The sequence below is a fragment of the Bordetella petrii genome, assembly GCF_000067205.1.
GTDB lineage: Bacteria > Pseudomonadota > Gammaproteobacteria > Burkholderiales > Burkholderiaceae_B > Bordetella_A > Bordetella_A petrii.
Genome location: NC_010170.1, coordinates 2,134,395 through 2,160,616 on the forward strand (window position 1 = coordinate 2,134,395; position 26,222 = coordinate 2,160,616).

At 65.5% G+C, this 26,222-nt stretch carries 26 protein-coding genes and 1 tRNA gene; 20 read left to right on the forward strand and 7 right to left on the reverse strand.

The features are described 5' to 3' along the window. Positions 1-36: 36 nt before the first annotated feature. Positions 37-282, forward strand: a complete 246-nt coding sequence (locus BPET_RS10370) for a hypothetical protein (RefSeq protein ID WP_041862849.1) — start codon at positions 37-39, stop codon at positions 280-282. A gap of 93 nt (positions 283-375) precedes the next feature. Here BPET_RS10370 and BPET_RS10375 read toward each other — a convergent pair whose 3' ends face one another. Next, positions 376-1,836, reverse strand: a complete 1,461-nt coding sequence (locus BPET_RS10375; RefSeq protein WP_012248961.1) for an aminotransferase-like domain-containing protein — start codon at positions 1,834-1,836, stop codon at positions 376-378. A 517-nt stretch (positions 1,837-2,353) separates the two neighbouring features. Here BPET_RS10375 and BPET_RS10380 point away from each other — a divergent pair. After that, positions 2,354-2,430 (forward strand) — tRNA-Met (locus tag BPET_RS10380). Between the two features lie 105 nt (positions 2,431-2,535). Then, on the forward strand, positions 2,536-2,898 hold the full coding sequence (locus BPET_RS10385) for a hypothetical protein (protein ID WP_012248962.1): 363 nt from the start codon (positions 2,536-2,538) through the stop codon (positions 2,896-2,898). 2 nt (positions 2,899-2,900) lie between these two features. Here BPET_RS10385 and BPET_RS10390 read toward each other — a convergent pair whose 3' ends face one another. Next, entirely contained in the window at positions 2,901-3,269 is a 369-nt protein-coding gene (locus tag BPET_RS10390; protein WP_012248963.1) for a hypothetical protein, read from the reverse strand. A gap of 158 nt (positions 3,270-3,427) precedes the next feature. Here BPET_RS10390 and BPET_RS10395 point away from each other — a divergent pair, with 158 nt between their 5' ends. The 4 genes from BPET_RS10395 to BPET_RS10410 all read left to right on the forward strand — a co-directional run bounded on the left by BPET_RS10395 (position 3,428) and on the right by BPET_RS10410 (position 5,869). Beyond that, the gene (locus BPET_RS10395; protein WP_041862850.1) at positions 3,428-3,556 is read left to right on the forward strand and encodes an entericidin A/B family lipoprotein; all 129 of its coding nucleotides are present in this window, start codon (positions 3,428-3,430) and stop codon (positions 3,554-3,556) included. Between the two features lie 112 nt (positions 3,557-3,668). Next, complete coding sequence (locus BPET_RS10400; protein WP_041862851.1) at positions 3,669-4,100, forward strand: BPTD_2524 family lipoprotein; 432 nt, start codon at positions 3,669-3,671, stop codon at positions 4,098-4,100. Continuing rightward, positions 4,079-4,504: a hypothetical protein gene (locus BPET_RS10405; protein ID WP_012248965.1), complete on the forward strand. Its 426-nt coding sequence runs from the start codon at positions 4,079-4,081 to the stop codon at positions 4,502-4,504. The genes BPET_RS10400 and BPET_RS10405 overlap by 22 nt, the downstream gene beginning before the upstream one ends. A 72-nt stretch (positions 4,505-4,576) precedes the next feature. Then, positions 4,577-5,869 carry an aspartate carbamoyltransferase gene (locus BPET_RS10410; RefSeq protein WP_012248966.1) on the forward strand — a complete coding sequence of 431 codons (1,293 nt, stop codon included), beginning with the start codon at positions 4,577-4,579 and terminating at the stop codon, positions 5,867-5,869. Positions 5,870-5,909: 40 nt separating this feature from the next. Here BPET_RS10410 and BPET_RS10415 read toward each other — a convergent pair whose 3' ends face one another. After that, entirely contained in the window at positions 5,910-6,809 is a 900-nt protein-coding gene (locus BPET_RS10415) for a recombination-associated protein RdgC (RefSeq protein ID WP_041863780.1), read from the reverse strand. 152 nt (positions 6,810-6,961) lie between these two features. Here BPET_RS10415 and BPET_RS10420 point away from each other — a divergent pair, with 152 nt between their 5' ends. After that, on the forward strand, positions 6,962-7,180 hold the full coding sequence (locus BPET_RS10420; protein ID WP_012248968.1) for a hypothetical protein: 219 nt from the start codon (positions 6,962-6,964) through the stop codon (positions 7,178-7,180). Between the two features lie 372 nt (positions 7,181-7,552). On the opposite strand, the gene BPET_RS10425 is transcribed toward BPET_RS10420, so the two are convergent. From BPET_RS10425 to BPET_RS10435, 3 genes are all read right to left on the reverse strand, one after another. Continuing rightward, positions 7,553-9,229: an MFS transporter gene (locus tag BPET_RS10425; RefSeq protein WP_012248969.1), complete on the reverse strand. Its 1,677-nt coding sequence runs from the start codon at positions 9,227-9,229 to the stop codon at positions 7,553-7,555. 186 nt (positions 9,230-9,415) lie between these two features. Further along, positions 9,416-10,792: a sensor histidine kinase gene (locus tag BPET_RS10430; RefSeq protein ID WP_012248970.1), complete on the reverse strand. Its 1,377-nt coding sequence runs from the start codon at positions 10,790-10,792 to the stop codon at positions 9,416-9,418. Between the two features lie 115 nt (positions 10,793-10,907). Beyond that, positions 10,908-11,597 carry a response regulator transcription factor gene (locus tag BPET_RS10435; protein WP_012248971.1) on the reverse strand — a complete coding sequence of 230 codons (690 nt, stop codon included), beginning with the start codon at positions 11,595-11,597 and terminating at the stop codon, positions 10,908-10,910. 242 nt (positions 11,598-11,839) lie between these two features. Between BPET_RS10435 and recA the strand changes: the two genes are divergently transcribed. Continuing rightward, a complete protein-coding gene (gene recA / locus BPET_RS10440; protein WP_012248972.1) occupies positions 11,840-12,913 on the forward strand; it encodes a recombinase RecA in 1,074 nt (357 codons plus the stop codon). Further along, positions 12,910-13,467: a recombination regulator RecX gene (recX, locus tag BPET_RS10445; RefSeq protein WP_012248973.1), complete on the forward strand. Its 558-nt coding sequence runs from the start codon at positions 12,910-12,912 to the stop codon at positions 13,465-13,467. Before recA ends, recX begins: the two co-directional genes overlap by 4 nt. A 30-nt stretch (positions 13,468-13,497) precedes the next feature. Here the strand turns inward: recX and BPET_RS10450 are convergent, their stop codons facing one another. Next, positions 13,498-14,418, reverse strand: a complete 921-nt coding sequence (locus BPET_RS10450) for a LysR family transcriptional regulator (protein ID WP_012248974.1) — start codon at positions 14,416-14,418, stop codon at positions 13,498-13,500. A 158-nt stretch (positions 14,419-14,576) separates the two neighbouring features. Here BPET_RS10450 and metE point away from each other — a divergent pair, with 158 nt between their 5' ends. The 10 genes from metE (at position 14,577) to BPET_RS10505 (ending at position 26,222) form a co-directional block, all read left to right on the forward strand. Next, a complete protein-coding gene (gene metE / locus BPET_RS10455) occupies positions 14,577-16,871 on the forward strand; it encodes a 5-methyltetrahydropteroyltriglutamate--homocysteine S-methyltransferase (RefSeq protein WP_012248975.1) in 2,295 nt (764 codons plus the stop codon). A gap of 131 nt (positions 16,872-17,002) precedes the next feature. Further along, positions 17,003-17,602, forward strand: a complete 600-nt coding sequence (locus BPET_RS10460; RefSeq protein ID WP_012248976.1) for a DUF2889 domain-containing protein — start codon at positions 17,003-17,005, stop codon at positions 17,600-17,602. Between the two features lie 10 nt (positions 17,603-17,612). Next, positions 17,613-18,773: an ADP-forming succinate--CoA ligase subunit beta gene (gene sucC / locus BPET_RS10465; RefSeq protein WP_012248977.1), complete on the forward strand. Its 1,161-nt coding sequence runs from the start codon at positions 17,613-17,615 to the stop codon at positions 18,771-18,773. A gap of 18 nt (positions 18,774-18,791) precedes the next feature. After that, positions 18,792-19,673 carry a succinate--CoA ligase subunit alpha gene (gene sucD, locus BPET_RS10470; RefSeq protein WP_012248978.1) on the forward strand — a complete coding sequence of 294 codons (882 nt, stop codon included), beginning with the start codon at positions 18,792-18,794 and terminating at the stop codon, positions 19,671-19,673. A gap of 253 nt (positions 19,674-19,926) precedes the next feature. Continuing rightward, entirely contained in the window at positions 19,927-20,634 is a 708-nt protein-coding gene (locus BPET_RS10475; RefSeq protein WP_012248979.1) for a TerC family protein, read from the forward strand. Between the two features lie 113 nt (positions 20,635-20,747). After that, positions 20,748-21,467 (forward strand): TerC family protein, encoded by a 720-nt coding sequence (locus BPET_RS10480; protein WP_012248980.1) that lies wholly within the window; start codon positions 20,748-20,750, stop codon positions 21,465-21,467. A 108-nt stretch (positions 21,468-21,575) separates the two neighbouring features. Further along, positions 21,576-22,517 carry a hydroxymethylbilane synthase gene (gene hemC / locus BPET_RS10490; RefSeq protein WP_012248981.1) on the forward strand — a complete coding sequence of 314 codons (942 nt, stop codon included), beginning with the start codon at positions 21,576-21,578 and terminating at the stop codon, positions 22,515-22,517. Between the two features lie 43 nt (positions 22,518-22,560). Then, complete coding sequence (locus tag BPET_RS10495) at positions 22,561-23,352, forward strand: uroporphyrinogen-III synthase (protein WP_012248982.1); 792 nt, start codon at positions 22,561-22,563, stop codon at positions 23,350-23,352. A gap of 38 nt (positions 23,353-23,390) precedes the next feature. Next, a complete protein-coding gene (locus BPET_RS10500; RefSeq protein ID WP_012248983.1) occupies positions 23,391-24,605 on the forward strand; it encodes a uroporphyrinogen-III C-methyltransferase in 1,215 nt (404 codons plus the stop codon). Positions 24,606-24,608: 3 nt separating this feature from the next. Beyond that, on the forward strand, positions 24,609-26,222 hold the full coding sequence (locus BPET_RS10505) for a heme biosynthesis HemY N-terminal domain-containing protein (protein WP_012248984.1): 1,614 nt from the start codon (positions 24,609-24,611) through the stop codon (positions 26,220-26,222).

Below are 26,222 nucleotides of genomic sequence, written 5' to 3' on the forward strand. Positions count from 1 at the left end.
AGGATGCCCGCCAGGAAACCCATCTTGCGAGGCTATATGGACATCCAGGAACAAATCGCCGTTATCGTCCACACCATTTCGCACCAGGGCGGCCGCATCGATGCGCTGAACGCCGTTCTGTCGTCGATGCTGCACCTGGCCAAGTCGTCGCCGGGGCTGCGCGAGGCCATCGAGGCCCAGCTCGAACAGAACTACTCCAGCTTGCTGGCGCGCTCCGAGAACCCGCAGTATGTGGCGGGCTTCGAAAGCGTGCGCGACGCAGTGCAGGCCGCGCTCAAATAGCCCGGTTTACCCACAGCTTCTGTGGACAAGTCTTGGGATAGCTTGGGCACAGCCGGGAAATATCCTTGTGCAACAAGCGCTTGCATATCGCGCTCAATTCGTGACGCCGCTGCGTTTTTCGTCGGCGGCCGCCACGATGCCGCCCAGCGTGCGCACCGCCTGCGCCAGTTCAGGCGTATGCGCCGAGCCGCAACTCAGGCGCAGGAAGTGGCTGTAGCGGTCCGAGTTCGAGAACATGATGCCTGGCGCGATGCGTATGCCTTGCGACAGGGCCTGCTCGAAGACCTGCATGCTCGATCGCTGGCCCGGCATTTCTATCCATAGCAGCATGCTGCCTTCCGGCACGTTCAGGCGCGTGCCCGCTGGAAAATGCCGGGCAATGGCCTCTGCCAGCAGCTCGCGCTGCGCCTTCAACTGCCGGCGCAGGCGCGCCAGGTGGCGGTCGTATGCCTTGGACCCCATGTATTCCGCCACCGCGGCCTGCGCCAGCGGTTCGTTGGGGCGGCTTTGCGCGAACTTCAGCATGGCAATGCGCGAGCTCCACCGGCCGCCCGTCATCCATCCCAGCCGCATGCCCGGCGCCAGTGTCTTGTGCATCGAGGCGCAATAGATCACGTTGCCCGTGCGGTCCCACGACTTGACCGCGGGCTGCGGCTGGTTGTCGTCGCACAGCATCCCGTAGGTATCGTCTTCGATCAGGGCGACCTGGTGGCGTTCGCACAGGGTCACCAGCCGCGCTTTCTCGGTATCGGGCATCACGCAGCCCAGGGGGTTCTGGAAGTTGGGCACGACAACCACCGCGCGCAGGTGCGGGTGGGTTTGCATGGCCAGCTCCAGTGCGTCCACCGACAGGCCGCGCTGCGGGCTGGTGGGAACTTCCAGCGCGCGCATGCCCAGGCTTTCCAGCACCTGCAGCAGTCCGAAATACACCGGCGATTCGACCGCCACGGTATCGCCCGGCCGCGCCACGGCGCGCAATGCCAGGTTCAGCGCCTCGATGCAGCCATGTGTGACGACGATTTCGTCCGGCGCCAGGTTCATGCCCAGATCCAGCGCACGGCGGGCCAGCACGCTGCGCAATTCGGGGTGGCCTAGCGGGGGCACCCGCTTGACCAGGATGTCGGGCTGGCCGCGCAGGGTGCGGATCATGGCCTGCTTGAGCGCATCGGCCGGGTAGTGCGCCGGCGACGCCGATGCCAGACCGAGGTCTACGCTGGTGGCATGCCGTTCGCATTGGGCGATGAAGTCTGACACCCGGTCGTGGATGCCCACATAGCTGGCCGGGTCCAGCGGCTGTTTCAGGTCTGGCTCCTGGGCGGGCAGCATGCCGGCGCGATGGCGCGGCCGCACGAAATAACCCGAGCGTGGCCGGGCTTCGATCAGGCCGTCGTCTTCGAGCTGCCGGCAGGCCTGTAGCGCCGTCGAGAGGCTGACGCGGTGGGTGCGGACCAGCGAGCGTACCGAGGGCATGCGCTCGGCTGGAGCCAGCACGCCGCTCTGGATGGCGCGCCGATAGTGGTCGGCCAGGCGCTGGTAAAGAGGTTGGGCGTCCATGCAAGCATCATGCTCCCGGCGGGGCGGCCGCCGTAAGGCACAGTTCTTGGGAAAGCACACCATAACAGATGAAAAATCCCTTGTCTGTTGCGGTACAGAAACCCCAACGGTGTGTCTGTCCCGGCGCAAGCGCCATGCGTAAGCTGGAAGCTGCTTTCATCACCCGCTGGGGCACGCCGCCATGACCGCCGAATCACTCCTTCCGACCCGCCTGCTTGTGCTGCAACGCGGCGAAACCCGCACCTTTTTAGCCACCTCCGGCATGGTGCTGGTGTGCATCGAAGGCCGTGTGCGGCGCAGCGAGCCCATCCGCGGCTACGAAGAACCCTGGCCTTATATCGTTGACGTGGCCATGGGGCAGGGTGAATCGTACGTGTGCGAACAGGCCGTGCCGGTCCAGGTCTGCGCCGAGTCCCCGGCCAGGCTGTTATGCCTGCGGCCAGCCGGCCGATGGCGTGTGCTGGCCCGGCGCCTGCTGCGGGCCGGCGCGAAATATGCTATGATTTCAAACATCAGACGCGGGGTGGAGCAGTCTGGCAGCTCGTCGGGCTCATAACCCGAAGGTCGTAGGTTCAAATCCTGCCCCCGCAACCAGTTTTCGAAAGCCCGGCCCAAGCGCCGGGCTTTTGTTTTTGCATGCCGAGCAGTGCTTGAGATACCATGCCTGGGCCGACCGGTGGACTTTCCAGGAGACGCGCCATGGGCACTGCCAAGTATGATCATCCGGGCTACATCGCCGACCTCGGGCCGCAAGGCAGCTACTACGTAGGCGTGTGGTGCCCGCACGGCTATCCCGCCCATGTGCACATTGGCAATGCCGGCGTTACGCAGGCCGACGCCGGTCTGCGCCTGCGCATTCCCGACGGGGCGTTCCAGTCGTTGTCGGATGATTTCGAAACGCTGTGCCGGCGCGCTATTGGCCAGGCCTTGCAAAGCGGCCTGCTGCGTAGTGGCCTGGGCGGCTTCCAGGAAACTCGCCTGGCGCTCGATACCACGCCCTGGAGTGGCCCGATGCAGGCCGTGGCGCGCCAAGAGGCCGCCAGCGCTGCCGTGCCTTCGTAGCGCTAAGAAGCGCGGCCACCGCCCGGGCGGCCCAGCATGGCCACTAGCGCCTGCTTCAGGCGCGGCGAAAAAATCGGCACGGTATGCGACACGCCGTCGCGGTCTATGCCTTCTTTCAAGGTAACCGATTGCCCGTCGAAAATATCGGGCGCCTTGCCCGATTCGACATAATGCGCAAGTAGCGCATCGACTTGCTCTTGCGCGGCGGCCAGCGGCGCGGCGGCCACCAGCTGCTGCGCGGCATGCGCCTGCAGCACGCGGTGCAGGTCGTCGATGAACAGCGCCAGGGCGGCCTGGCCGCGGCAATGGGGCTGCTGCCAGCCCCATTCTTCGGTGCCGCCGGCGGCGGAGGACGGGGGATCATTCTGCATATCGCCATGCTATACCATTGCCGCGCCGGCGGGGCCGCCTGCGCATTGTTCTTGGTGGTTTAGCGGAAAACGGTGCATGATTGCGTTGCCGGTTTACTGCGATCCGGTACCGGGCGCACCATGCGCGCCCTGGTTGTTCACCGTGCCAAGGAGAAACCATGAAAAACAGAATCCTGCTTGTTGCGCTGCTTGCCATTGCGGCCGTTTCCGCGGGCTGCAATACCATTGCCGGTGCCGGCAAAGACATCGAGCGCGGTGGCGAAAAAATCCAGAAGGCCGCCGACTGACCCTCGCGTCCGCCGCCGCGTCCGGCCAGGCCGGGCGTGGTGGCGTTTCACGTCCGTAGCGCCGCAGGGCTGATGCATAATGCCTGCTTGGACTGATTCGGCGGAAATGAATATGCGCATCTTGGGCCTGGCAATATCTATTACCGCAGTCGCGCTCAGCGGCTGCGCCAGCAAAGGGCTCTTGTCCGGCGACCCGCCGGGCGCCACGGCTACTTTCCCGGTGCAGGCTGATTTCCAGGCGGCTTATCGCCGCGCTGGCGAATACGTGCGCGTGTGTCACGAACAGCGGCGCCACCCGTATGGGGTCGTCTATATGTCGCATCACAGCCTGGGACAAAAGGGCGCGCCCAACGAAATCCGCATTTACAAGAAAACCGAGCCGGCCAAGATCCTCGAAATCATCCGTGCGCAGCCCGACGGCCCGGCCACGTCCCAGGCTACCGTCATGGTGCTGGGCGACGCGCCCTGGGACCAGGCGGAAGTGCAGGCCGCCCAGGCCTCTATCCAGAGTGCAACCCCGGTATGCCGGCCGCTGGCGAACTGACGCCGGGGGCGGACGCGGCCCGTGCGTATGCGCCCTTGGGCGCCGCGGCACGCTGGCTGGGTTGGCTCAATGCCATCGGCGCGCTGGTTGAAGTGGCCTTCAGCCTGGGCGTGCTGGGCGCGGACGTCGCGCCGCCCGACCTGGGCCTGCCGCTGGCGGTCTTCCTGGTGGGTGTGGTGGCATGTGGCGCCGCCATGCTGTGCTGGGGGCTGGCGCAAGCCGGCATATCGGCCGCCCGGCCGCCGCGCCGGTGCATGGCGGCCGGCGTATGGTTGGGCGCCTTGGCGTATATCGTCAGCCTGGCGGCGTTCGCGGCCGGTTGCTGGCTGTCGGTCGGCGTGGCGTTCGATTCCTCTGGCGACTCGATGGGCACTGCGTATACCGTCCACGCCACGAAGTTCTGAAAATCGCTTGCGGCACCTAAATCGCCGGGTTTAATATGCGCATTGCGTATATTTTCCAGCCCAGGGGCCGCCATGTCTATTTCCCAGCAAGCTTTCCTGCGCGACGCCATGCGTCGCCTGAATCTCACGCGTGATGTCTTCGCCACGCGCATTGGCGTCAAGCGGCGCGCCCTGGATACCTGGCTGCTGCCCGAGGGCTCGCAAGAGTTTCGCACCATGCCCGAAGTCGTGGAGCGTTTCGTCAGCGAAATCGTGCAGAACAATGCCTTGCTGGAAAAATATACGCAAAGCGCGCAAGCCGGCCCATTGCGTGATCGCATCGCGGTGGACGGCAAGCATCAGCTGATTTCTGTCGATCAGTTCTCGCGTGAGTCCGTCGAAGACCTGTTCCGCGTTGCCGACATGATGCAGCCCATAGCCCGCAGGCAGAAAGTGTCGCGCGTACTGGAAGGCGCCGTGCTGGGCAATCTGTTCTTCGAGGCCAGCACGCGCACGCGCGTGAGCTTCGGCGCGGCCTTCTGCCGTCTGGGCGGTTCGGTATGCGATACCACCGGCTTCACGTTTTCGTCCATGGCCAAGGGCGAATCCATCTACGACACCAGTCGAGTCATGAGCGGGTATGTCGATGCGATGGTGGTGCGCCACCCCGACCGGGGGTCGGTGGCCGAGTTCGCGCAGGCCACGAATATTCCGGTGGTCAATGGCGGCGACGGCCCAGGCGAACACCCCAGCCAGGCACTGCTGGACCTGTACACCATCCTGACCGAGTTTTCCCGGCTGGGCAAGCTGCTCGACGGCGCGCACATCGCCATGGTGGGCGATCTGAAATACGGTCGCACCGTGCATTCGCTGATCAAGTTGCTGGCGCTGTACAAGGGCATCAAGTTCACGTTGATCTCGCCGCCCGGGCTTGAAATGCCTGCGTACATCATCGAGCAAGCCAGCCGCAACGGCAATGTCATCGAACAGAAAAGCTCGTTGGCCGACGGGCTGGCCGGCGCCGACGTCATCTATGCCACGCGGGTGCAGAAAGAGCGCTTCGCCAATGAAGAAAGCGAAGGCTATACGCCCGACTTCCAGATCAACCGCGCCATTATCGACGCCCATTGCGGGCCCGAAACCATCGTCATGCATCCGCTGCCGCGCGACAGCCGGCCGGGCGCGAACGACCTGAGCACCGACCTCAACGACGATCCGCGCCTGGCGATTTTCCGCCAGACTGACAACGGCATTCCCATCCGCATGGCGATCTTCGCCGTGCTGCTGGGCGTCGAAGGTCTGGTACAGCATTCAATGCGCGACGTGACCTGGAAACATCCGTCGCACATCGGCCCCGACGACTCGGCCTTCCACGGGCTGGATTGAAGGCGCGGCCATGCGGGCGGGCGGCGGGGCCGCCCGCCGCTCAGATGCGCTTTTCGCCGCCCAGCGCGGCGGTAAGGTCGGCCAGCAGCTTGGCCAGTTCACCCGTCATGAGCGCCATGTCGGAATCGAATTTCTCGTCGTCATTCTGCATGACGGTGTCGTTGCCTTCCTTCAGTACGTCGAGCGGCGCCACGCGCTTGACGTCCAGGGATTCGGTCAGCACGAACGACACACGATCGGCCCAGGTCATGGCCAGGCGGGTGCACTGTTTGCCCGACTGGATATGGCGCCGCACGTCGTCGGCATCGATGGAATGCTTGACATAGCGGATGGCCGCGCGGCTTTCGCCCGAGGCGCGCAGTTCGGTGTCCTGGTCGATGCTGAAATTGGCAGGGGCTTCGTCGGCCGCCAGCCAGCCGGTCATGGCGGCCGCGGGCGATTGCGCCACGTACAGGTTTTCCAGGGGGAGCGGGTCGATGGTCTTGACCAGCAGGCCGATGACTTCGTCAGCCTTGGCCGATGCGGCCGCATCGATGACCAGCCAATGGTTCACCGGATCGATCCAGACGCGCGTGTCGCGATAAATGCTGAAGGCCTTGGGCAGAAGCTCGTCGGTGACGCGCTCCTTGATTTCCTTCATTTGCTTGCGGCCAGGCTTGTAGCCTTGCTGCTCTTCGATTTCCTGGGCGCGGGCGCGGGCTACCTGGTTGACCACCGTGGCCGGCAGCAGTTTCTTTTCGGCGCGCAGTGAGAGCAGTATCTGCTGGTTCACCGTATGCGACAGGGCCGCGTTTTCGCGCGGCGAAACCCAACCCAGGCTTTGCATTTCGAGATTGTTGCCAGCCTGATAGGCATGCCGGGCCAGGCTTTCTTCAAGCTGCTCCCCGGTTAGCGTCCAGGGCGCAGACAGTCGGTATATCTTGAGATTCTTGAACCACATGGCGTCGGGCAAAAGGGTTGATTCTATACGAGTGCCGTCGACATGGCGCCCATGTGGTTCCCTCATTGACACGACACGTTCTGTCACGGACAGTGGGCGGGCGTTCCGGTATCTTCCGGCGCATCGTCACTCACCAAAAAAAGGACACAACGATGAAACCGGCGACTATCGTAGGCATTGTGCTGATCGCCCTGGGCGCGGCGGCGCTGGTCTACAAGGGCTTTAACTACACCAGCGAAGAAACCGTGCTGCAGATCGGTTCGGTCAAGGCCACGGCCGAAACCGAGAAATCGGTGGCGATCCCGGCCTGGGCGGGCGTTGCCGCCATCGTGGTGGGGGTACTCGTCATCGGGCTGGGTCGCCGCCGCTGATATGCGCCCGGCAAAAAAAACGCTGGGCCACCACGCTTGCAGGCTCCTTTTGATTCGCGGCCCGCACAAGACAAAAAAAGGCCCGGCTTGAAAAAGCCGGGCCCGGCAGGGTCACGCAATGTCACGCCATTAAAGGCTCGCGGGGGACGTGGCATTGGTGTCAGAGTACTGGCCCTGCGGTTTCCGGACAGGGGATCAAACGTCCGGAAATGTAGTGCAAGACCGTGATCTGAGTTGGCAGTCTAATCCTGGCGGTCTGACAGCGTCCTGAATCCATCCCGTCTCCGCGAGTGCGGGCAAAAAAAAAAGCTCCCGAAGGAGCTTGAAGGGCCAGACAGGCGCAGCAGTCCTGCCTGGCGGGGGAATGTGCGGTCAGTTGTTGATGTCGACGTCTTTGGTTTCGCGCACGAACAGCGTGCCGATAACCAGCGTCATGACCGCGATGATGATCGGATACCACAGGCCGTCGTAGATGTTGCCGGTGGCTGCCACGATGGCGAAGGCCACCGGGGGCAGGAACCCGCCGAACCAGCCGTTGCCGATATGGTACGGCAGGCTCATCGAGGTATAGCGGATGCGGGTGGGGAACATCTCGACCAGCATGGCGGCGATCGGACCGTACACCATGGTGACGTAGATCACGAGGATGGTCAGCAGCACCACCACCATGACCTTGTTCATCTCGGCCGGATCGGCCTTGGCAGGATAGCCGTGGTTACGGATGGCGGCGGTCAGCGCGGTTTTCAGTTCAGCCGAACGGGCCTTGAAATCGGCCGGCGCCATGCCCGCGCCTTCGAACGAGGCGAACTCGTCGTTGCCGATTTTCACCTTGGCCACCGTACCGGCGGGGGCCGCCTGGTTGGAGTAGTTCACCGAGTTGGCGGCCAGGAACGACTTGACCACGTCGCACGAGCTGGTGAACGACGAGGTGCCCACCGGGTTGAACTGGAACGAGCAGGTGGCCGGATCGGCGATGACGGTGACCGGCGCAGTAGCCTGGGCCTTTTCGAGCGCCGGGTTGGCGAAGTGGGTCAGGCCCTGGAACAGCGGGAAGTAGGTCAGCGCGGCGATCAGGCAGCCGGCCATGATGATGGGCTTGCGGCCGATGCGGTCCGACAGCGACCCGAACACCAGGAAGAACGGGGTGCCGATCAGCAGCGCCAGCGCGATCATAATGTTGGCCGTGTTGGCGTCGACCTGCAAGGCCTTGGTCAGGAAGAACAGGGCATAGAACTGGCCCGTGTACCACACCACGGCCTGGCCGGCAGTCAGGCCGAGCAGAGCGATGATCACGACCTTCAGGTTCTTCCACTGCCCGAACGACTCGGTCAGCGGAGCCTTGGAGCCGCGGCCTTCTTCCTTCATGCGCTTGAACGTGGGGGATTCGTTGAGCTGCAGCCGGATCCACACCGAAATGCCCAGCAGCACCACCGAGATCAGGAACGGAATGCGCCAGCCCCAATCGCGGAAGGCTTCTTCGCTCATGGCCGCGCGCACGCCCATGATCACCAGCAGCGACAGGAACAGGCCCAGCGTTGCGGTGGTCTGGATCCAGGCGGTGTAGGCGCCTCGGCGGCCCTGCGGCGCATGTTCGGCCACGTAGGTGGCCGCACCGCCGTATTCGCCGCCCAGGGCCAGGCCTTGCAGCAGGCGCAAGCCGATCAGGATGGCCGGCGCGGCGATGCCGATGCTGGCGTAGCTGGGCAGCACGCCCACCAGGAAGGTGGACAGGCCCATGATGACGATGGTGACCAGGAATGTGTACTTGCGCCCGACCAGGTCGCCCAGGCGGCCGAATACCAGGGCGCCGAAGGGGCGCACGGCGAAACCGGCTGCGAAGGCCAGCAGCGCGAAAATGAAGGCCGCGGTGGGGTTGACGCCCGAGAAAAAGTGCCCCGCGATGATGGCGGCCAGGGAGCCGTACAGGTAGAAGTCGTACCACTCGAAAACCGTGCCAAGCGACGACGCGAAGATCACGCGCCGTTCCTCCTTGGTCATCGGGCGCGGTCCGGTGGATGGGCCGCGTTCTGCCAGCGATGCTGTGCTCATGATGTCTCCTCGTTTCTGGGCCGGTGGTGATCCACCGTGCAGGCTCGCGCCGGATGGCCCGGCGTCGCGCTACCTGCAAGGTAAAAAAGGAGACTGACGAGGTTCTGACGCGATACTTACCCGAATCTTAAATTTGAAACAAATTATTTCCATTAAAGGGCAATATAGTGCGCGTCAGGGTATGCCCTAGGTAGGCTCCGCGGGGTTTGCGGTGCGCGCATACAACGGAAACAGCACCTGGATGCAGGTTCCCGGCAGCCGTGAATGCGCCGTGCCTTCCATAATATGCACTTCAGCGCGGTGCTTCTGGGCGATTTCGCGCACGATGGCCAGGCCCAGGCCGCTGCCTTCAGCCTGGGTGCCCAACACGCGGTAGAAGCGGTCGAACACCCTTTCGCGTTCTTCGGGCGCGATGCCGGGGCCCGAGTCTTCCACCTCGAGGACGGCGTGCGCCGCCGTGGCGCGCACCCGCACCGTGATGTGTCCGCCGGGCGGGGTGTAGCGCAGGGCGTTGTCGACCAGGTTGTTGAGCAGCTCGGCCAGCAGAATGCCATTGCCGGCGATGCGCACCGCGGTGTCGGCGGCCTCGAAGCCCAGGTCGGTGTTCAGGGCCAGAGCCTGGGGCACCCACAGCATGGTCTGCTCGTAGCCAATGGCGTTCAGGTCGGTGGGGGCCAGGTCGGCCGAATGCGGGTTTTCGGCGCGGGCCAGCAGCAGCAGCTGGTTGACCAGGCGCGTGGCGCGCTCGGAACCCATGACCAGCTGCCGCAGGCTCGACTGCATTTCGTCGGGGCTGGCGTCGCGCAGCGCCAGTTCGGCCTGGGTGCGCAGCCCGGCCAGCGGGGTTTTCAACTGATGCGCCGCGTCGGCCACGAAGCGCCGCTGCGCCTGCACGTTGGCCGACAGGCGGTCGAGCAGTTCGTTCATGGCCCCCACCAGCGGCGCGATCTCGGATGGCGCCGCGCGCTCGTCGATGGGCGACAGGTCGTCGGGCCGCCGCGCCCGCAGGCGTTGCTGCAGCGCATTGAGCGGCGCCACCCCGCGCGACAGCCCGAACCACACCAGCAGCACCGCCACCGGCAGCACCACGAACTGCGGGATGATCACGCCCTTGATGATGTCGTTGGCCAGCTCGGTGCGCCTTTCCATGGTTTCCGCCACCACCAGCAGGGCCGGCTGGGTCTGCGGGATGTGCAGGTCGATCCAGGTGTAGGCGAGCCGCACACCGAAGCCGCGCAGGGTGTCGTCGGCGTACTGCACGGCGCCGGGGCGCGGCTGGCCCAGGTCGGGCGGCAGGGGCAGGGCGCGGTCGCCGCCCAGGTATTCGCCATGGCTGCCCAGCGCCAGCCAGAACACGCTGTCGGTTTCGTCCGGGCGCAGCACGTCGCGCACGGACTCGCTCATGTGCAGGACGGCGCGGCCATCCTGGGCGTGGACGTAGCGCGACAGCACATGCAGGTTATTGGCCAGCGCCCGGTCGTAGGGCACGTTGGCGATGTTCTGCGCCACGACATAGGTAATGGCCACGCTCATGGGCCACAGCAGGAACAGCGGCGCCAGCATCCAGTCGAGGATTTCGCCCAGCAGCGATCGCTGGGGCGGCGCGAAGCTGGGACCCTTGGCCCCGCCGCTCATGGCGTCCAGGGCTTCCTGGTTCAGCTTTTCGTGCGCGGCCGGCTCAGTGCGCGAGGTAGCCGGCACCCTGGTCCCGTTCAAGGCAGTAGCCCAGCCCGCGTACAGTGATGATCTTGACCCCGCTGGGTTCGAGTTTCTTGCGCAAGCGGTGCACGTAGACCTCGATGGCGTTGGTGCTGACTTCTTCGCCCCATTCGCACAGGTGGTCGACCAGTTGCGTCTTGCTGACCATGCGGCCGCTGCGCGTTAACAGGATTTCCAGCAAGCTGACCTCGCGCGCGGACAGGTCGAGGGTCTGGTCGTCGACCAGGGCCACGCGGCCGGTCTGGTCGAACACCAGCCGGCCGTGGCGCAAAAGCGTGGCGCCGCCGCCCGCGCCGCGCCGGGTCAGGGCCCGCACCCGGGCTTCGAGCTCGGACAGGGCAAAAGGCTTGGCCATGTAGTCGTCGGCGCCCAGGTCCAGGCCCTTGACGCGCTGCTCGACGCTGTCGGCGGCGGTCAGGATGAGTACCGGCAGCAGCGAATTGCGCGCCCGCAGGCGGCGCAGCACTTCGAGCCCGGCCAGTTGGGGCAGGCCGAGGTCTAGAATGAGCAGATCGAAAGCCTGGGCGGCCAGGGCGGAATCGGCGGCCGCGCCGTCGCGGACGGCGTCGACAGCGTAGCCATTGTGGCGCAACGAGCGGGACAGGCCGTCGGCCAGGATGCTGTCGTCTTCGGCAATGAGGATGCGCATGCGTAAGGTAAAACGGGGCGATGGCCAGAGGGCGCCGGCCGGTTCGGGCATTCTGGCACAGCCCGGGGGCCTTGCCCACCCGGGGAATCCCAGGAGCTATATGGCATACTGGATTTTTATCCAGTATAATCCGATGCCATAATCGCCGCTGCCGGTATGTATATCTTCTGTATCGCTGGCGCGGGTTGGCGCCGGCCCGCCGCAGCGTCGCACACAAATTTACCCACGGGACACCACACCACATGAACGACAAATCCAGCAAGGCAGCCGCATCGGAAAAAGCCAAGGCGCTGGCCGCCGCGCTTTCGCAGATCGAAAAGCAGTTCGGCAAGGGCTCGATCATGCGCTACGGCGACAACGAGGTCGAACACGATATCCAGGTCGTGTCCACCGGCTCGCTGGGCCTCGACATCGCCCTGGGGGTCGGCGGCCTGCCGCGGGGGCGCGTCATCGAAATCTACGGCCCTGAGTCCTCGGGCAAAACCACGCTTACCCTGCAGGTCATCGCCGAAATGCAGAAAATCGGCGGCACCTGCGCCTTTGTGGATGCCGAGCACGCGCTCGACGTCCAATACGCGGCCAAGCTGGGCGTCAACCTTACCGACTTGCTCATTTCGCAACCCGACACCGGCGAGCAGGCGCTCGAAATCACCGACGCCCTGGTGCGCTCGGGTTCGGTCGACCTCATCGTCATCGACTCGGTCGCGGCCCTGGTGCCCAAGGCCGAAATCGAAGGCGAAATGGGCGACTCCCTGCCGGGCCTGCAGGCCCGCCTGATGAGCCAGGCGCTGCGCAAGCTCACCGCCACCATCAAGCGCACCAATTGCATGGTCATCTTCATCAACCAGATCCGCATGAAGATCGGCGTCATGTTCGGCAACCCCGAAACCACCACCGGCGGCAACGCGCTGAAGTTCTACTCGTCGGTGCGCCTCGACATCCGCCGCATTGGCTCCATCAAGAAGGGCGAAGAGGTCGTAGGCAACGAAACCCGCGTCAAGGTCGTGAAGAACAAGGTCTCGCCTCCGTTCAAACAGGCCGAGTTCGACATCATGTACGGCGCGGGCATCTCCCGCGAAGGCGAAATCATCGATCTGGGCGTGCAGGCTGGCGTGGTCGACAAATCGGGTGCCTGGTACAGCTATAGCGGCACCCGTATCGGCCAGGGCAAGGACAACGTGCGCGAATACCTGAAAGAGCACCCCGAACTCGCCGTCGAGATCGAAAACAAGGTGCGCGAGAACCAGGGCATCGTCAGCCGCGCGGCCACCTTTCCCGCCAGCGAAGCCGAGGCCGAAGACGACGGCCAGGCATGATCCGCAACAAGCCCGGCACTTCAAGCGAGCCGCGCAGCGCATCTGCTGCGCGGCGCAAACCGGGCCAGCGCGAAGCCGACGGCGGCTTCGAAACCTTGAGCAAGCCCGCGCGTAGCGGGCCCTCGCTCAAGGCCCGCGCGGTGGGCTATCTGTCTCGCCGCGAATATGCGCGCAACGAGCTTGCGCGCAAACTGCAGCCCTACGTAGACGAGGGCGCCGACCTCGATGCCGTGCTCGACGCACTGGAAAAAGAAGGCTGGCTGTCTACCGAGCGGTTCGCGCAAAGCCTGGTGCACCGCCGCGCCACGCGCCAGGGCACGGCTCGCATCGTCCAGGAATTGCGCCAGCACGGCGTGGCCGAAGACCAGGTTGCCCAATTGCGCGACGATCTCCGGGCCACCGAATATCAGCGCGCCCTGGAAGTCTGGCGCAAGCGCTATGGCAGCAAGCCGGCCGACCGCGCCGAATACGCCAGGCAGGCGCGCTTCCTGGCCAGCCGTGGCTTTGCCCACGACGCCATCCGGCGCGTGCTGGGCGACGAACACGACGACTGACTCCCGCCACGGCGGCACTCCGCTATCGCGTCAGGCCTTGGCCGAGCGTATGCCGTCCAATGTCTTGAAGCAGACTTCGCGCGCGATCGCCAGAAAATCCCCCACGTACGAGGCTTCTGTGTCTTCCGTGCGCACGGCCGCGTATAGGGTGCGCCATACGCCCTGCGGGCCCAGATGGCACAGTTTCAGCCAACCCGGCCGCAGGTATTCCGTCAGCGCCCAGTTGGGCAGCGCCGCCACGCCGCGGTTGCTGGCAACCAGCTGAGCAATGATGGGTGTCAGCTCTGCCTTGCGGACCGCTGCGGGCTCGACCCCGGCCGGGTCCAGGAATGCGGTGAAAACATCCAGCCGCTGCCGGTCTACCGGATAGGTAATCAGCGTCTGGTCGGCAAGCTGCTCAGGCTCGACGTGCCGCAGGCTCGCCAAGGGGTGTGATCCCGCCACGGCCAGCACCAGCTCGTATTTGAACAGCGGCAGGTACTCCACGGCTTCCAGCCGCAGCGGATCGGACGTAATAACCAGGTCGAGATCGCCGCGCACCAGGGCGGGCAGGGGGGCGAACGAGAACGCGGCCGAAAGGTCCAGCGCCACGTCGGGCCACTGTCCCCGAAAGGCATCCAGCGCCGGCATCAGCCACTGAAAGCATGAGTGGCATTCAATGGCCAGATGCAGCCGCCCTGTACGCCCGGCCGCGAGCTTTTGCAGTTCACGCTCCGTGGCGCGCAGGCGCGGCAGGATTTCATCGGCCAGCGCCAGCACCCTCAGCCCGGCGGTGGTGAGACGGGCAGGGCGAGTGCGCCGGTTCAGCAGCGGGGTGCCCAGCCGGGTTTCGAGGTCGCGCAACTGATGCGATAGCGCCGATTGCGTCAGGTGCAGGCGTTCGGCGGCTTCTTGCAGGCTGCCGCCATCGCGTATGGCTGACAGGGTTTCGAGATGGCGGATTTCAAGCATGGCGGATCTGCTGGCCGAATAAGGGCTGCGGGGTGCGACTAGCGCTAGTTACATGAATAAATCTCAACAAATATATGTTGAGTTTGATTTTGCTGCAAGTTGACTTGAGCGCAGAATAGCATCCGAGTTGAATAAATTTGGTCTTCTTGGATATTTATATGACTATTACTCATAATTTGGGGTTCCCGCGCATCGGGGCGCAGCGTGAACTGAAGCGGGCGGTCGAGGCCTACTGGAGTGGCAAGAAAACGGCAGCCGATCTGGAAGAGACCGGCCGCGAGTTGCGTGCGGCGCATTGGCAGCGCCAGGCAGCCTCGGGGCTGCAATGGGTGCCCGTGGGCGATTTCGCCTGGTACGACCACATCCTGGAATGGACGACGTTGCTGGGCGCCGTGCCGGCCCGCTTCGGGCAGCCCGAAGGCCAGCCGGTCAGTCTGGACACGCTGTTTCGCATGGGCCGCGGGCGAGCGCCCAGCGGCACGCCCACGGCGGCCTGCGAGATGACCAAGTGGTTCGATACCAACTATCACTACATCGTGCCCGAACTGGTGCCGGGCCAGACGTTCCGTATTGCCCGCGAATATCTATTCGAGCAAGTCCAAGAAGCCCAGGCGCTGGGTCATCAGGTCAAGCCCGTGATTCCGGGCCCGCTGACCTGGTTGTGGCAGGGCAAGGGCGACGCCTACGCCGGCGGCGCCAGCGACGCGGCCAAGCTGCAACTGCTGGATACGCTGCTGCCAGTCTATGCCGAGGTGCTGGCTCGCCTGGCGCGGCTGGGCGTCGAGTGGGTGCAGATCGACGAACCTATCCTGGTGCTGGACCTGCCCCAGGCCTGGCGTGACGCCTTCCGTACCGCTTACGCGCGCCTGGCCGACGCTCCCGTCAAGCTGCTGGTGGCGACGTATTTCGGCGGCTTGAACGACAATCTGGCTACCGCGCTGGCCTTGCCCGTGGCTGGCCTGCACGTGGACCTGATCCGCGCGCCGGGCCAGTTGCAAGACGTGGCGGCGGGGCTGCGGCCCGGCCAGGTGCTGTCAGCCGGCATCATCGACGGCCGCAACATCTGGCGCACCGACCTGGACGCGGCGCTGGCCGCGCTGGCGCCGGCTCGCCAGCTGTTGGGCGAGCGCCTGTGGCTGGCGCCCTCGTGCTCGCTGCTGCACGTGCCGGTCGACCTGGCAAATGAAACCGACCTGGATGCCGAGCTGCGCAGCTGGCTGTCGTTCGCCGCGCAGAAACTCGACGAACTGGGTTTGCTGGGCCGCGCGCTGGCCGATGCCCGGGCGCCCGGCGTGGACGAGGCACTGGCGGCCCAGCGCGCCGCGCTGCGGGCGCGGCGCCAGTCGGCGCGCATCCACAACCCGGCCGTGGGCCGCCGCATGGCCGAATCGAATGCGGTTACGCGCGAGCGGGCGCCGTTTGCCGAGCGCATTGCGCGCCAGCAGCAACTGCTGAAGTTGCCGGCGTTTCCCACCACCACCATCGGCTCGTTCCCGCAAACCGCCGAAATCCGTGCCCTGCGGCGCGACTGGAAATCGGGCGCCCTGAGCGATTCGGCCTACGAGGCGGCAATTCGCAAGGAAATCGAGTCGGTCATCCGGTTCCAGGAAAAAATCGGCCTGGACGTGCTGGTGCATGGCGAGCCCGAGCGCAACGACATGGTGGAGTACTTTGGCGAGCTGCTGGCCGGCTTTGCCTTCACCCGCAATGGCTGGGTGCAGAGCTACGGGTCGCGCTGCGTCAAGCCGCCGATCATTTTTGGCGACGTGGCGCGCCCGGCGCCCATGACCGTGGGCTGGTCGTCGTACGCCCAGTCCCTGACCGACAAGCCCGTCAAGGGCATGCTGACCGGTCCGGTCACCATCCTGCAATGGTCGTTCGTGCGCGACGACCAGCCGCGCGAGCAGACTTGCCGCCAGCTGGCGCTGGCCCTGCGCGACGAGGTGGTCGACCTGGAGCAGGCCGGGGTGCGCGTCATCCAGATCGACGAGCCGGCCATTCGCGAAGGCTTGCCGCTGCGCCGCGCCGACTGGCAGGCTTACCTGGACTGGGCGGTGGATTGCTTCCGCCTGTCCACCGCCGGCGTGGCGGCCGACACGCAGATCCACACCCATATGTGCTATTCGGAATTCAATGACATCATCGAATCCATTGCCGCGATGGATGCCGACGTCATCACGATCGAGACCTCGCGCTCGAACATGGAATTGCTCAAGGCCTTCGAAGACTTCCGCTACCCGAATGACATCGGGCCCGGCGTCTACGATATTCATTCGCCGAACGTGCCCGACGTAGACTGGATGGTGGGCCTGATGCGCAAGGCCGCCGGGCGGCTGCCCAGCGAGCGTTTGTGGGTCAATCCTGACTGCGGCCTGAAAACCCGCGCCTGGCCCGAAACCGAGGCCGCGCTGGTCGGCATGGTCGAGGCGGCGCGCGCCCTGCGGGCTGGCTGATCCGCGCTGTTCCGTGGCGCCGCCCGCCTGCGCGGGCGGCGGTTCCCGTCCGCGACGCGCGCCGGGGGCCTGCGTTATACTCCCCAGGATTTGCTGCTTTGCGTCAATTGTCCTGAAAACGCAGGCCGTCCATGCCCTTGCCACCGTCGAAAGTCTCCCGCCAGCCCCTGCATACGCGTTCCATACGCGTGCAGTCCTACGGGCGCGACGACGGGTTGTGGGACCTCGAAGCCGAACTCATCGACGTCAAGGCCTACGACTTCCCCAGGCATAACGGCGACATCTTCCAGGCAGGCCGCCCCATCCACCACATGCATTTGCGCATCACCATCGATGAAGCGTTCACCATCGTGGCGGCCCAGGCAGTCTATGACGCGGCACCCTACGAACAGCAATGTTCGGCCATCGAAGCCTCGTACGCGGGGCTGATAGGCATGAACCTGCTCAAGGGGTTTCGGCGCCAGGTCAAAGAGCGCTTTGGCCATACCGCGGGCTGTACCCACATGACCGAACTGTCGCAGGTGTTGCCCACCGCGGCGGTGCAGACCATGGCCAACCGCCGGCGCCAGAACAGCAATCCAGGCGTGCGTCCATTCCAGCTGGACGGCTGTCATGCCTTGCGCACCGACGGCCCGGTGGTGCTTGAGCACTATCCCAAGTGGTACACCGGGGATAGCGCTGAAGCGGCGGACGCGCTTTCCGACTCCCCCTCTCTTTCTCATTCGTCCTGACAGGTAACACATGAAAATCCACGAGTATCAAGGCAAGGAACTGCTGAAGCAATTTGGCGTCCCCGTGCCGCGCGGGATCCCCGCTTTTTCCGTCGACGAGGCCGTGGCTGCCGCTGAAAAGCTGGGTGGGCCGGTATGGGTCGTGAAGGCGCAGATCCACGCCGGTGGCCGTGGCAAGGGCGGTGGCGTGAAGCTGGCGCGTTCGCTCGACGACGTACGCAAGCTGGCCTCTGAAATCCTGGGCATGCAACTGGTCACGCACCAGACCGGCCCCGAAGGGCAGAAGGTCAACCGCCTGTACATCGAAGACGGCGCCGACATCCAGAAGGAATACTACGTGTCGCTGGTCACCGACCGCGCCACGCAGAAGGTCGCCATCATCGCTTCGAGCGAAGGCGGCATGGACATCGAAGAAGTCGCCCATTCGACGCCCGAGAAAATCATCACCGAATACATCGACCCGCTCACCGGCCTGCAAGCCGAGCAGGCCAAGAAGGTGGCGGAATCCATCGGCCTGTCGGGCGGCTCGGCCGACCAGGCTGCCGACGTGTTCCAGAAGCTGTACACGTGCTACATGGACACCGACGCCTCGCTGGTGGAAATCAACCCCCTGAACTGCGACAGCAAGGGCAATATCATCGCCCTGGACGCCAAGTTCAACTTCGATTCCAACGCGCTGTTCCGCCACCCCGAGATCGTCGCCTACCGCGACCTCGACGAAGAAGATCCCGCTGAAATCGAAGCCAGCAAATTCGACCTGGCCTACATCCAGCTCGACGGCAACATCGGCTGCCTGGTCAACGGCGCCGGCCTGGCCATGGCCACCATGGACACCATCAAGCTGTTCGGCGGCGAGCCGGCCAACTTCCTGGACGTTGGCGGCGGCGCCACGGCCGAGAAAGTGACCGAAGCCTTCAAGATCATGCTCAAGAACAAGGGCGTGAAGGCCATTCTGGTCAACATCTTCGGCGGCATCATGCGCTGCGACGTCATCGCCGAAGGCGTGATCACCGCGTGCAAGGCCGTCAACCTGAACGTGCCGCTGGTCGTCCGCATGAAGGGCACCAACGAAGAACTGGGCAAGAAAATGCTGGCCGACTCGGGGCTGCCCATCATCAGCGCCGACACCATGGCCGAAGCGGCCACCCGCGTCGTAGCCGCCGTCAAATAAATTGCCAAGGATTCACAAATGTCGATTCTGATCAACAAGGACACCAAAGTCATCACCCAAGGCATCACGGGCAAGACGGGCCAGTTCCACACCCGCATGTGCCGTGAATATGCCAATGGCAAAGCCGCCTTCGTGGCTGGCGTGCATCCCAAGAAGGCCGGCGAGGACTTCGAAGGCGTGCCCATCTTCGGCAGCGTGCAAGACGCCAAAGACAAAACCGGCGCCACCGTCTCGGTGATCTACGTGCCGCCCGCGGGCGCCGCCGCCGCCATCTGGGAAGCGGTCGAGGCCGAGCTGGACCTGGTCATCTGCATTACCGAAGGCATTCCGGTGCGCGACATGCTCGAAGTCAAGAACCGCATGAAGGCCAAGAACAGCAAGACCCTGCTGCTGGGCCCGAACTGCCCCGGCCTGATCACGCCCGACGAAATCAAGATCGGCATCATGCCCGGCCACATCCATCGCAAGGGCCGCATCGGCATCGTCAGCCGCTCGGGTACCCTGACGTACGAAGCCGTGGCGCAGGTCACCGAACTCGGCCTGGGCCAGTCCAGCGCCGTGGGCATCGGCGGCGATCCCATCAACGGTCTGAAGCACGTCGACGTGCTCAAGCTGTTCAACGACGATCCCGACACCGACGCCGTCATCATGATCGGTGAAATCGGCGGCCCCGACGAAGTCAACGCCGCGCAGTGGGCCAAAGACAACATGAAGAAACCCGTGGTCGGCTTCATCGCCGGCGTCACGGCGCCTCCGGGCAAGCGCATGGGCCACGCCGGCGCGCTGATCTCGGGCGGCGCCGACACGGCCGACGCCAAGCTCGAAGTGATGGAAGCGTGCGGCATCCGCACCACGCGCAATCCGTCCGAAATGGGCAAGCTGCTGAAGTCCGTGCTGTAATCAGGCAACGGGTCTCGCCCCAAAAAGCCCGCCCCGGCGGGCTTTTTTAACGGGCGGGGGTCCGTTTGCCGCCCCGCCGGCCTGCGAACTATAAAATAAGCGCACCGGCACCCCGCGTACATTCAAAAATAATCCGCCGCACGCCCACAAGGCGCGCCAGGCAGCGGCCATCCAAATCGCTCGCGCACCCGCGATGGCCTGTACGTCCAACATTTGTTACTGACACCTAGGGGATCATCTAGGAAAGAGAGGAATGGAACTCACTTCAGCCGCATTCTGGATTGCCCTGCTGCAAATCATCTGGGTCAATATCCTGCTATCCGGCGACAACGCCGTGGTCATCGCGCTTGCCGCGCGCTCGCTGCCTCCCACGCAGCAGAAAAAGGCTATCGTGGTCGGCTCGGCCGCCGCGATCATCATGCGTATCATCCTGACCCTGGTCGCGGCGAAGCTGTTGCTGCTGCCCTGGTTGAAGCTGATCGGCGCACTGCTGCTGGTTTACATCGGCGTGTCGCTGCTATTGCCCGAAGGCGAAGACGATGGGGACGGCAAACAGCATGGCAGTCTGCTGTCGGCCATTCGCACCATCATGATCGCCGATCTGGTAATGAGCCTGGACAACGTCGTGGCCGTGGCCGCCGCCGCCATGGGCGACACCACGCTGCTCGTGGTCGGACTGGCGATCAGCATCCCGCTGGTGATTTTTGGCAGCACCCTGCTGCTCAAGGTCATCGAACGCTTTCCCATCATCGTATGGGTGGGGGCGGCGCTGCTGGGTTTTATCGCCGGCGAGCTGCTGGTGGGCGATCCCGCGCTGGAGGAACCTGTCGCGCGTATCGACACGGCGCTGGGCCTGACGCAGCACCAGCTGGCCTTGGGCGCGGGGGTAGTGGGCGCCCTGGTCGTACTGGCGCTGGGGAAAATTTTCCTGGCCCGTCAAAAAGTGCTGACGCAAAGCTGAACTACAATAATAGATTCGATACGCACGGCGGAGTGCCTCGCGCACACCGCCAGCGCCGGTGCGCGGCCGGCGTTGCGTAATTGTTTCGTCAAATAAATCCCCGGGGGGTCAAAGTGCTTGAGTTTTTCCAGACGCTGAGTTGGGCGGCGGTGTTCCAAATCATTCTTATCGACATCCTGCTGGGTGGCGATAACGCCGTGGTCATCGCGCTCGCTTGCCGCAATCTGGCACCCAAGCAACGCATGCAGGGCATCCTGTGGGGTACCGCCGGCGCCATCATCCTGCGCGTCGTTCTCATTGCCTTCGCCCTGACCCTGCTGGCCATTCCGTTCCTCAAGATCATCGGCGCCTTGCTGCTGCTCTGGATCGGCGTCAAGCTGCTTCTTCCCGAAGACGACGGCCATGGCAACATCAAGGGCGGCACGTCCATTGCCTCGGCGGTCAAGACCATCATCGTGGCCGACTTCGTCATGAGCCTGGACAACGTCATCGCCATCGCCGGCGCGGCCCAGAACGCCCACGAAGGTCACCAGATCGGCCTGGTCGCGTTCGGTCTGATCGTGAGCGTGCCCATCATCATCTGGGGCAGCACCCTGGTGCTCAAGCTCATCGACCGCTACCCGCTGGTTGTCACCTTCGGCGCTGGCCTGCTGGGCTGGATCGCCGGCGGCATGTTCATTACCGACGTGGTCGTAGAGAATCAATTCGGCCCCCAGCCGAGTACGGTTAAAATCGCTGCCGAAGTCATCGGCGCACTGTTGGTCATTCTCGTGGGGCGGTGGCTGGCCAGCCGTAAGAATGCCTCCAAGGAATCCACCCATGAGTCTGCGTAAAAACGACAACCCCGAAGCCGGCCTGAGCCTGTTGCAAGGCCTGCTGGTGCTGGCCATCCTGGGCGTCATTGCCTCGGTCATTTTTGCCAGCCTGGCCTGACGCCGTTCGTGTCCGTTCCGCAACGCCTCGTCATTGCCACCCGCGCGAGCCGGCTTGCCCTCTGGCAGGCCGAGCACGTGCGTGACCGCCTACGCGCGCTGTATCCCGCCTGCGCCGTCGAACTGCTCACGCTCACCACGCGCGGCGACCAAATCCTCGACCGCACGCTGTCCAAGGTGGGCGGCAAGGGGCTGTTCGTCAAAGAACTCGAAACCGCCTTGCTCGACGGCCGGGCCGACCTCGCCGTGCATTCGCTGAAAGACGTCCCGGTCGACCTGCAGGCGCCATTCGAGCTGTGCGCCATTCTCGAGCGCGCCGATCCCCGCGACGCGTTCGTGTCCAATCAGTACACCACGCTGGCCGACCTGCCGGCCGGCGCGGTCGTGGGCACGTCGAGCCTGCGGCGCGAATCCCAGATTCGCCAGCGTTATCCGCACTTGTCGGTCAAGCCGCTGCGGGGCAACCTGGATACCCGCCTGAGCAAACTCGACCGCGGCGACTACGCCGCCATCGTGCTGGCGGCTGCCGGCCTGCAGCGCCTTGGCATGGGTGAGCGCATCCGCAGCCTGCTCGAACCCGAAGACAGCCTGCCGGCGGCCGGGCAGGGGGCATTGGGTATCGAAATCCGCAACGACCGCAACGATCTGCGCGAGTGGCTGGCGCCGCTGGCCTGTTCGCGCACCACCGCCTGCGTGGTGGCCGAACGTGCCGTGTCGCGCGCCCTGGGCGGCTCGTGCCAGGTGCCGCTCGCTGCCTATGCCGAACTCAACGGCAACAGCCTGGCGCTGCGCGCCCTGGTGGCTTCGCCCGACGGCACCCGTGTCATTCGCAGCCAGCATGCCGGCCCGGCTGAACAGGCCCAGGCCATCGGCCAGGCTGCCGCGCAAGAGCTGCTGTCCAACGGCGCCGACGCCATCCTGGCCGAACTGCAAGACCCGCCCGCGTCCTGAGCACGCTGGCCGCCAACGATCCGGGCCGTCTATGGGAGTGCCCATGTCGCGCATCGCCATCCTGACCCGCCCAGACAGCCGCAACGAAGCGCTGGCGCGCGAACTGCGCGCCGCGGGCTGGCACGTGCTGGAGCTGCCGGCGCTCGAAATTCGTCCCTTGCCCGTGCAGCCGGCGGCGTTGCCTCTGCCGCAAGACCACGATCTGGTCGTTTTTGTCAGCGGCAACGCGGCGCGCCTGTATATGACCCAACTGCGGGACGTGGCGGGGCAGGCTGCCTGGCCGCTTGCCACGGCGGCGGCTACCGTGGGGCCGGCTAGCGCGCGCGCCTTGCGCAACCTGCCAGGGTTTGGCGCGGATACAACAGTGCTGTGCCCGCCGCCCGAGGCGCCCACCCACGATTCCGAAGCCCTGTGGGCGGTGTTGCGCGCGCGCGGGCCCTTGCCGCGCCGTGTTCTGCTGGTACGGGGCACGCAAGGCCGCGATTGGCTGGCCGAACGGCTCGAGGCCGCCGGAGCACAGGTGTTCCGGCATGCCGTGTACCAGCGCCAACCCGCACCGTGGCCCGCGGCGGCCGTGCGGCAGCTGCACGACTGGGCCGGGCAGGGCGCGCAGCCTACGTGGCTGCTGACCAGCGGCGAGGGCCTGGCGGCCGTGCAGGCGCAGGTTCGGCAACTGGGGCTGCATGACTGGTGGCGCGCCTGCCCCTGCATCGTCACGCATCCCGCGCTGGCCCGGCGCCTGCAGCACGACGCGGGTGGCGACGCGCCCGCCCCGATGGTAAAAGTTTGCTTGCCGGTCGATGAAGCGATCCTTGCCGCTTTTGTTGCGGCTTGATTCGAAGTTTTGGCTTTTCACCGAATACAATCGCGTCTATGACAAACCAGACCCCCGCTACCGAATCGGCCGCCTCCGCGGCAGCCCCGGGCACAGGTTCGCCCGCCACGCCGCCGTCCGGCGCGTCCAAGGCCAAAGCGAAGGCCAAAGATAGCCGGCCTTCCAGTGCGGTAGGCACCTTGACAGCGGCGCTAGTCATCGTGCTTCTGCTGGCAGTGGGGCTGGGCTGGGCGCTGTGGCTGCAGCGCAAGCAATTTCTGGCGGCCGGCCACGAAGTCGCCACGCGCCTCGAAGCGCTGGAACAGTCGGCCGCGCAAAGCCGCAAAGACGCCCGCGAGGCATTGGCCCTGGCGCAGGCGCAGGCTGGCCGGGTCGCCGAGCTGCAAGACCAGGCCGAGGAAGCCAAGAGCCGTTACGACGACCTGCAGCAGGCCTGGCAAACCTTCAGCGGCGGCGCCAGCGACGAACTGCTCGCCAACGACATCGAACGCCTGCTTGTGCTGGCCAATCAGCAATTGCGGCTGGCGGGCAACGTGAACAACGCCATCGTCGCCCTTGAAACCGCCCAGTCGCGGCTGGCGCACGCCGACCGCCCGCGCTTTGCCAGCCTGCAGCAAAGCATCAATGGCGACCTCGACCGCCTGCGCGCCGTGGCCACCATCGACATTCCCACTCAATCCAGCCGCATCGACCGCCTGGCCGGCCTGGTGTCCAAAGCTCCCATGCTGGTGCCCGATGCCGCGGCGCCCGACGCCAATACCGACGGCGCCCCGGCCGCGCGCCAGGCGCCCGTGCCTCCCGAAACCGACCCTCGGGCCGGGCTGCCCGCCGACGCCGCCTGGTGGCAGGTGTGGCGCGCCGAGATCGCCTCGTGGCCGGGCCGGGCCGGCAGCGCGCTGGCTCACGAACTGGGCGATCTCATCAGCATTCAGCGCGTCGACCAGCCGGCCGCGCTGATGCTGTCGGCCGAGCAGGCCGGGCAGGCTCGCGCTGCCCTGCGCCAGCGCCTGATGACGGCGCAACTGGCCATGCTGATGCGCCAGCCCGAAGTCTGGAAGAACGAACTCGATAACGTCGTCAGCGCCTTGCGCACCTATTACGACATGCGCTCGCCCGATACGCAAGCCGCGCTGCGCCTGGCCCAAGACCTGGCGCAAACCGACATCGCGGTGCGCCTGCCCGACGTCAGCGACAGCCTGGCCGGCGTGGCCGCGCTGCGCGCCGCCGGTTTCGACGCGAACCAACAGGACTGACGCATGCGTACCTGGTTCTGGACTCTGCTGCTTGCTGTCGTCGCCGTCGCTTTGGCTGTCGTCTTGCGTAGCCATGCCGGCAATGTCATGGTGCTGGTGTGGCCGTGGCGCATCGAACTGTCGCTGACGCTGGCCGTGCTGCTGGTGCTGGCGCTATTTGTGGCGTTGTACGTGGGCTTGCGCCTGCTGGCGTGGCTGCTCGCCATTCCCGACCGCATGCGCGCATGGCGCGGCCAGCGCGCCCAGGCGCGCGACCACGAACTGCTTGAACGCGGCTGGACTGAACTGCTCGAAGGCCGTTTCGCCCACGCCGAAAAAGACCTGTCCAAGCTGCTCGAGCAAACCCGCGTACCCAGCCGCCGCGTGCTGGCGGCCCTGTCCGCGGCGCGCGCCGCCCATGGCCTGGGCGAATTCGAACGCCGCGACCGCCTGCTCGAGTCGGCGCGCGAACACGCCAAGGGCAACGCCGGCCTGCAGGAAGCCATTGCCACTGTGTCGGCAGATCAACTGCTCGACCAGGGCAGGGCGCAAGAGGCCCTGGCCGTGCTGGCGCCGCTACAAGACGGCGGCGTGCGCCACCTGCACACCATGCGGTTGCTGTTGCGTGCCGAGGCCGCCCTGAACCACCACGACCGCGTCTTCACGCTGGCGCGGGGCCTGCTGCGCCGCAATGCGCTGTCCAAGACTGAAGCCGCGCATCTTATCGATTCCGCGGGCGCGGCGCGCTTGCGCGCGTCGGCCGCGTCGGGCACCGATGCCTGGCGCGCCGTCTGGAAAGACCTGAAAAGCGACGAACGCACCTTGCCCGAGATCGCCCTGGCCGGCGCCACCGCCTTCGAGGCCGCGGGCGAACCCGCCGAGGCGGCGCGCGTGCTCGAGGCCGCTGTGCCGGTGCATTTCACGCCGTCGCTGGTGGCGGCTTATGCACGGTGCGACGCCGACCAGGTGCCGCGCCGCCTGGCCAAGGCCGAAGGCTGGCTGCAGAAGCGTCCGGCCGACGCCGATCTGCTCGCCGCGCTGGGCATGCTGTGCCTGAACGGGCAGTTGTGGGGCCAGGCCGAACGCTACCTGCAGCGCAGCCTGGGGTTCCGCAACGATTCCCATACCCATGCGTTGTTGGGCAGCCTGTACGACCGCCTGGACCGTCCGGCCGATGCCGTGCGCCACTGGCGCCTGGCCACCGCCGCCAGCATGGCTTTGCCCGTGCTGGCTGTCGACCAGGCGCTGCCAGCCGCCGAAACCTCCGCCGATCCGCTGCACCTGGATGCCGAAGGCGAATATTCCGCCTACCCGCCCGAGTCCGGCCCGTCTTCCGTCACGGCCATGTATTCGTCCGAAACGCTGCCGCAAGCCGTGCCGGCCGATTACGTGCTCGACCCCGATGCCCGCGCGGCCGACCGCGAGCATAGCGCGGCCACCGATCCCGAACCCGCGGCGGTTCCGCCCGCCCGGTCAGCCGTCGACATCGAAGACTACTTCGACAGCGCGCCGATCCCCGTGGCGGCGTTCGACGTGCCGGTGCCCACGTATGGCACCCAGGCACCCAAGGCGCCCGCCGAGGCCGCATCCAGGCCGGACGACGACCATTCCCATTCTTCTCCAAACAAGCAAGGTTGA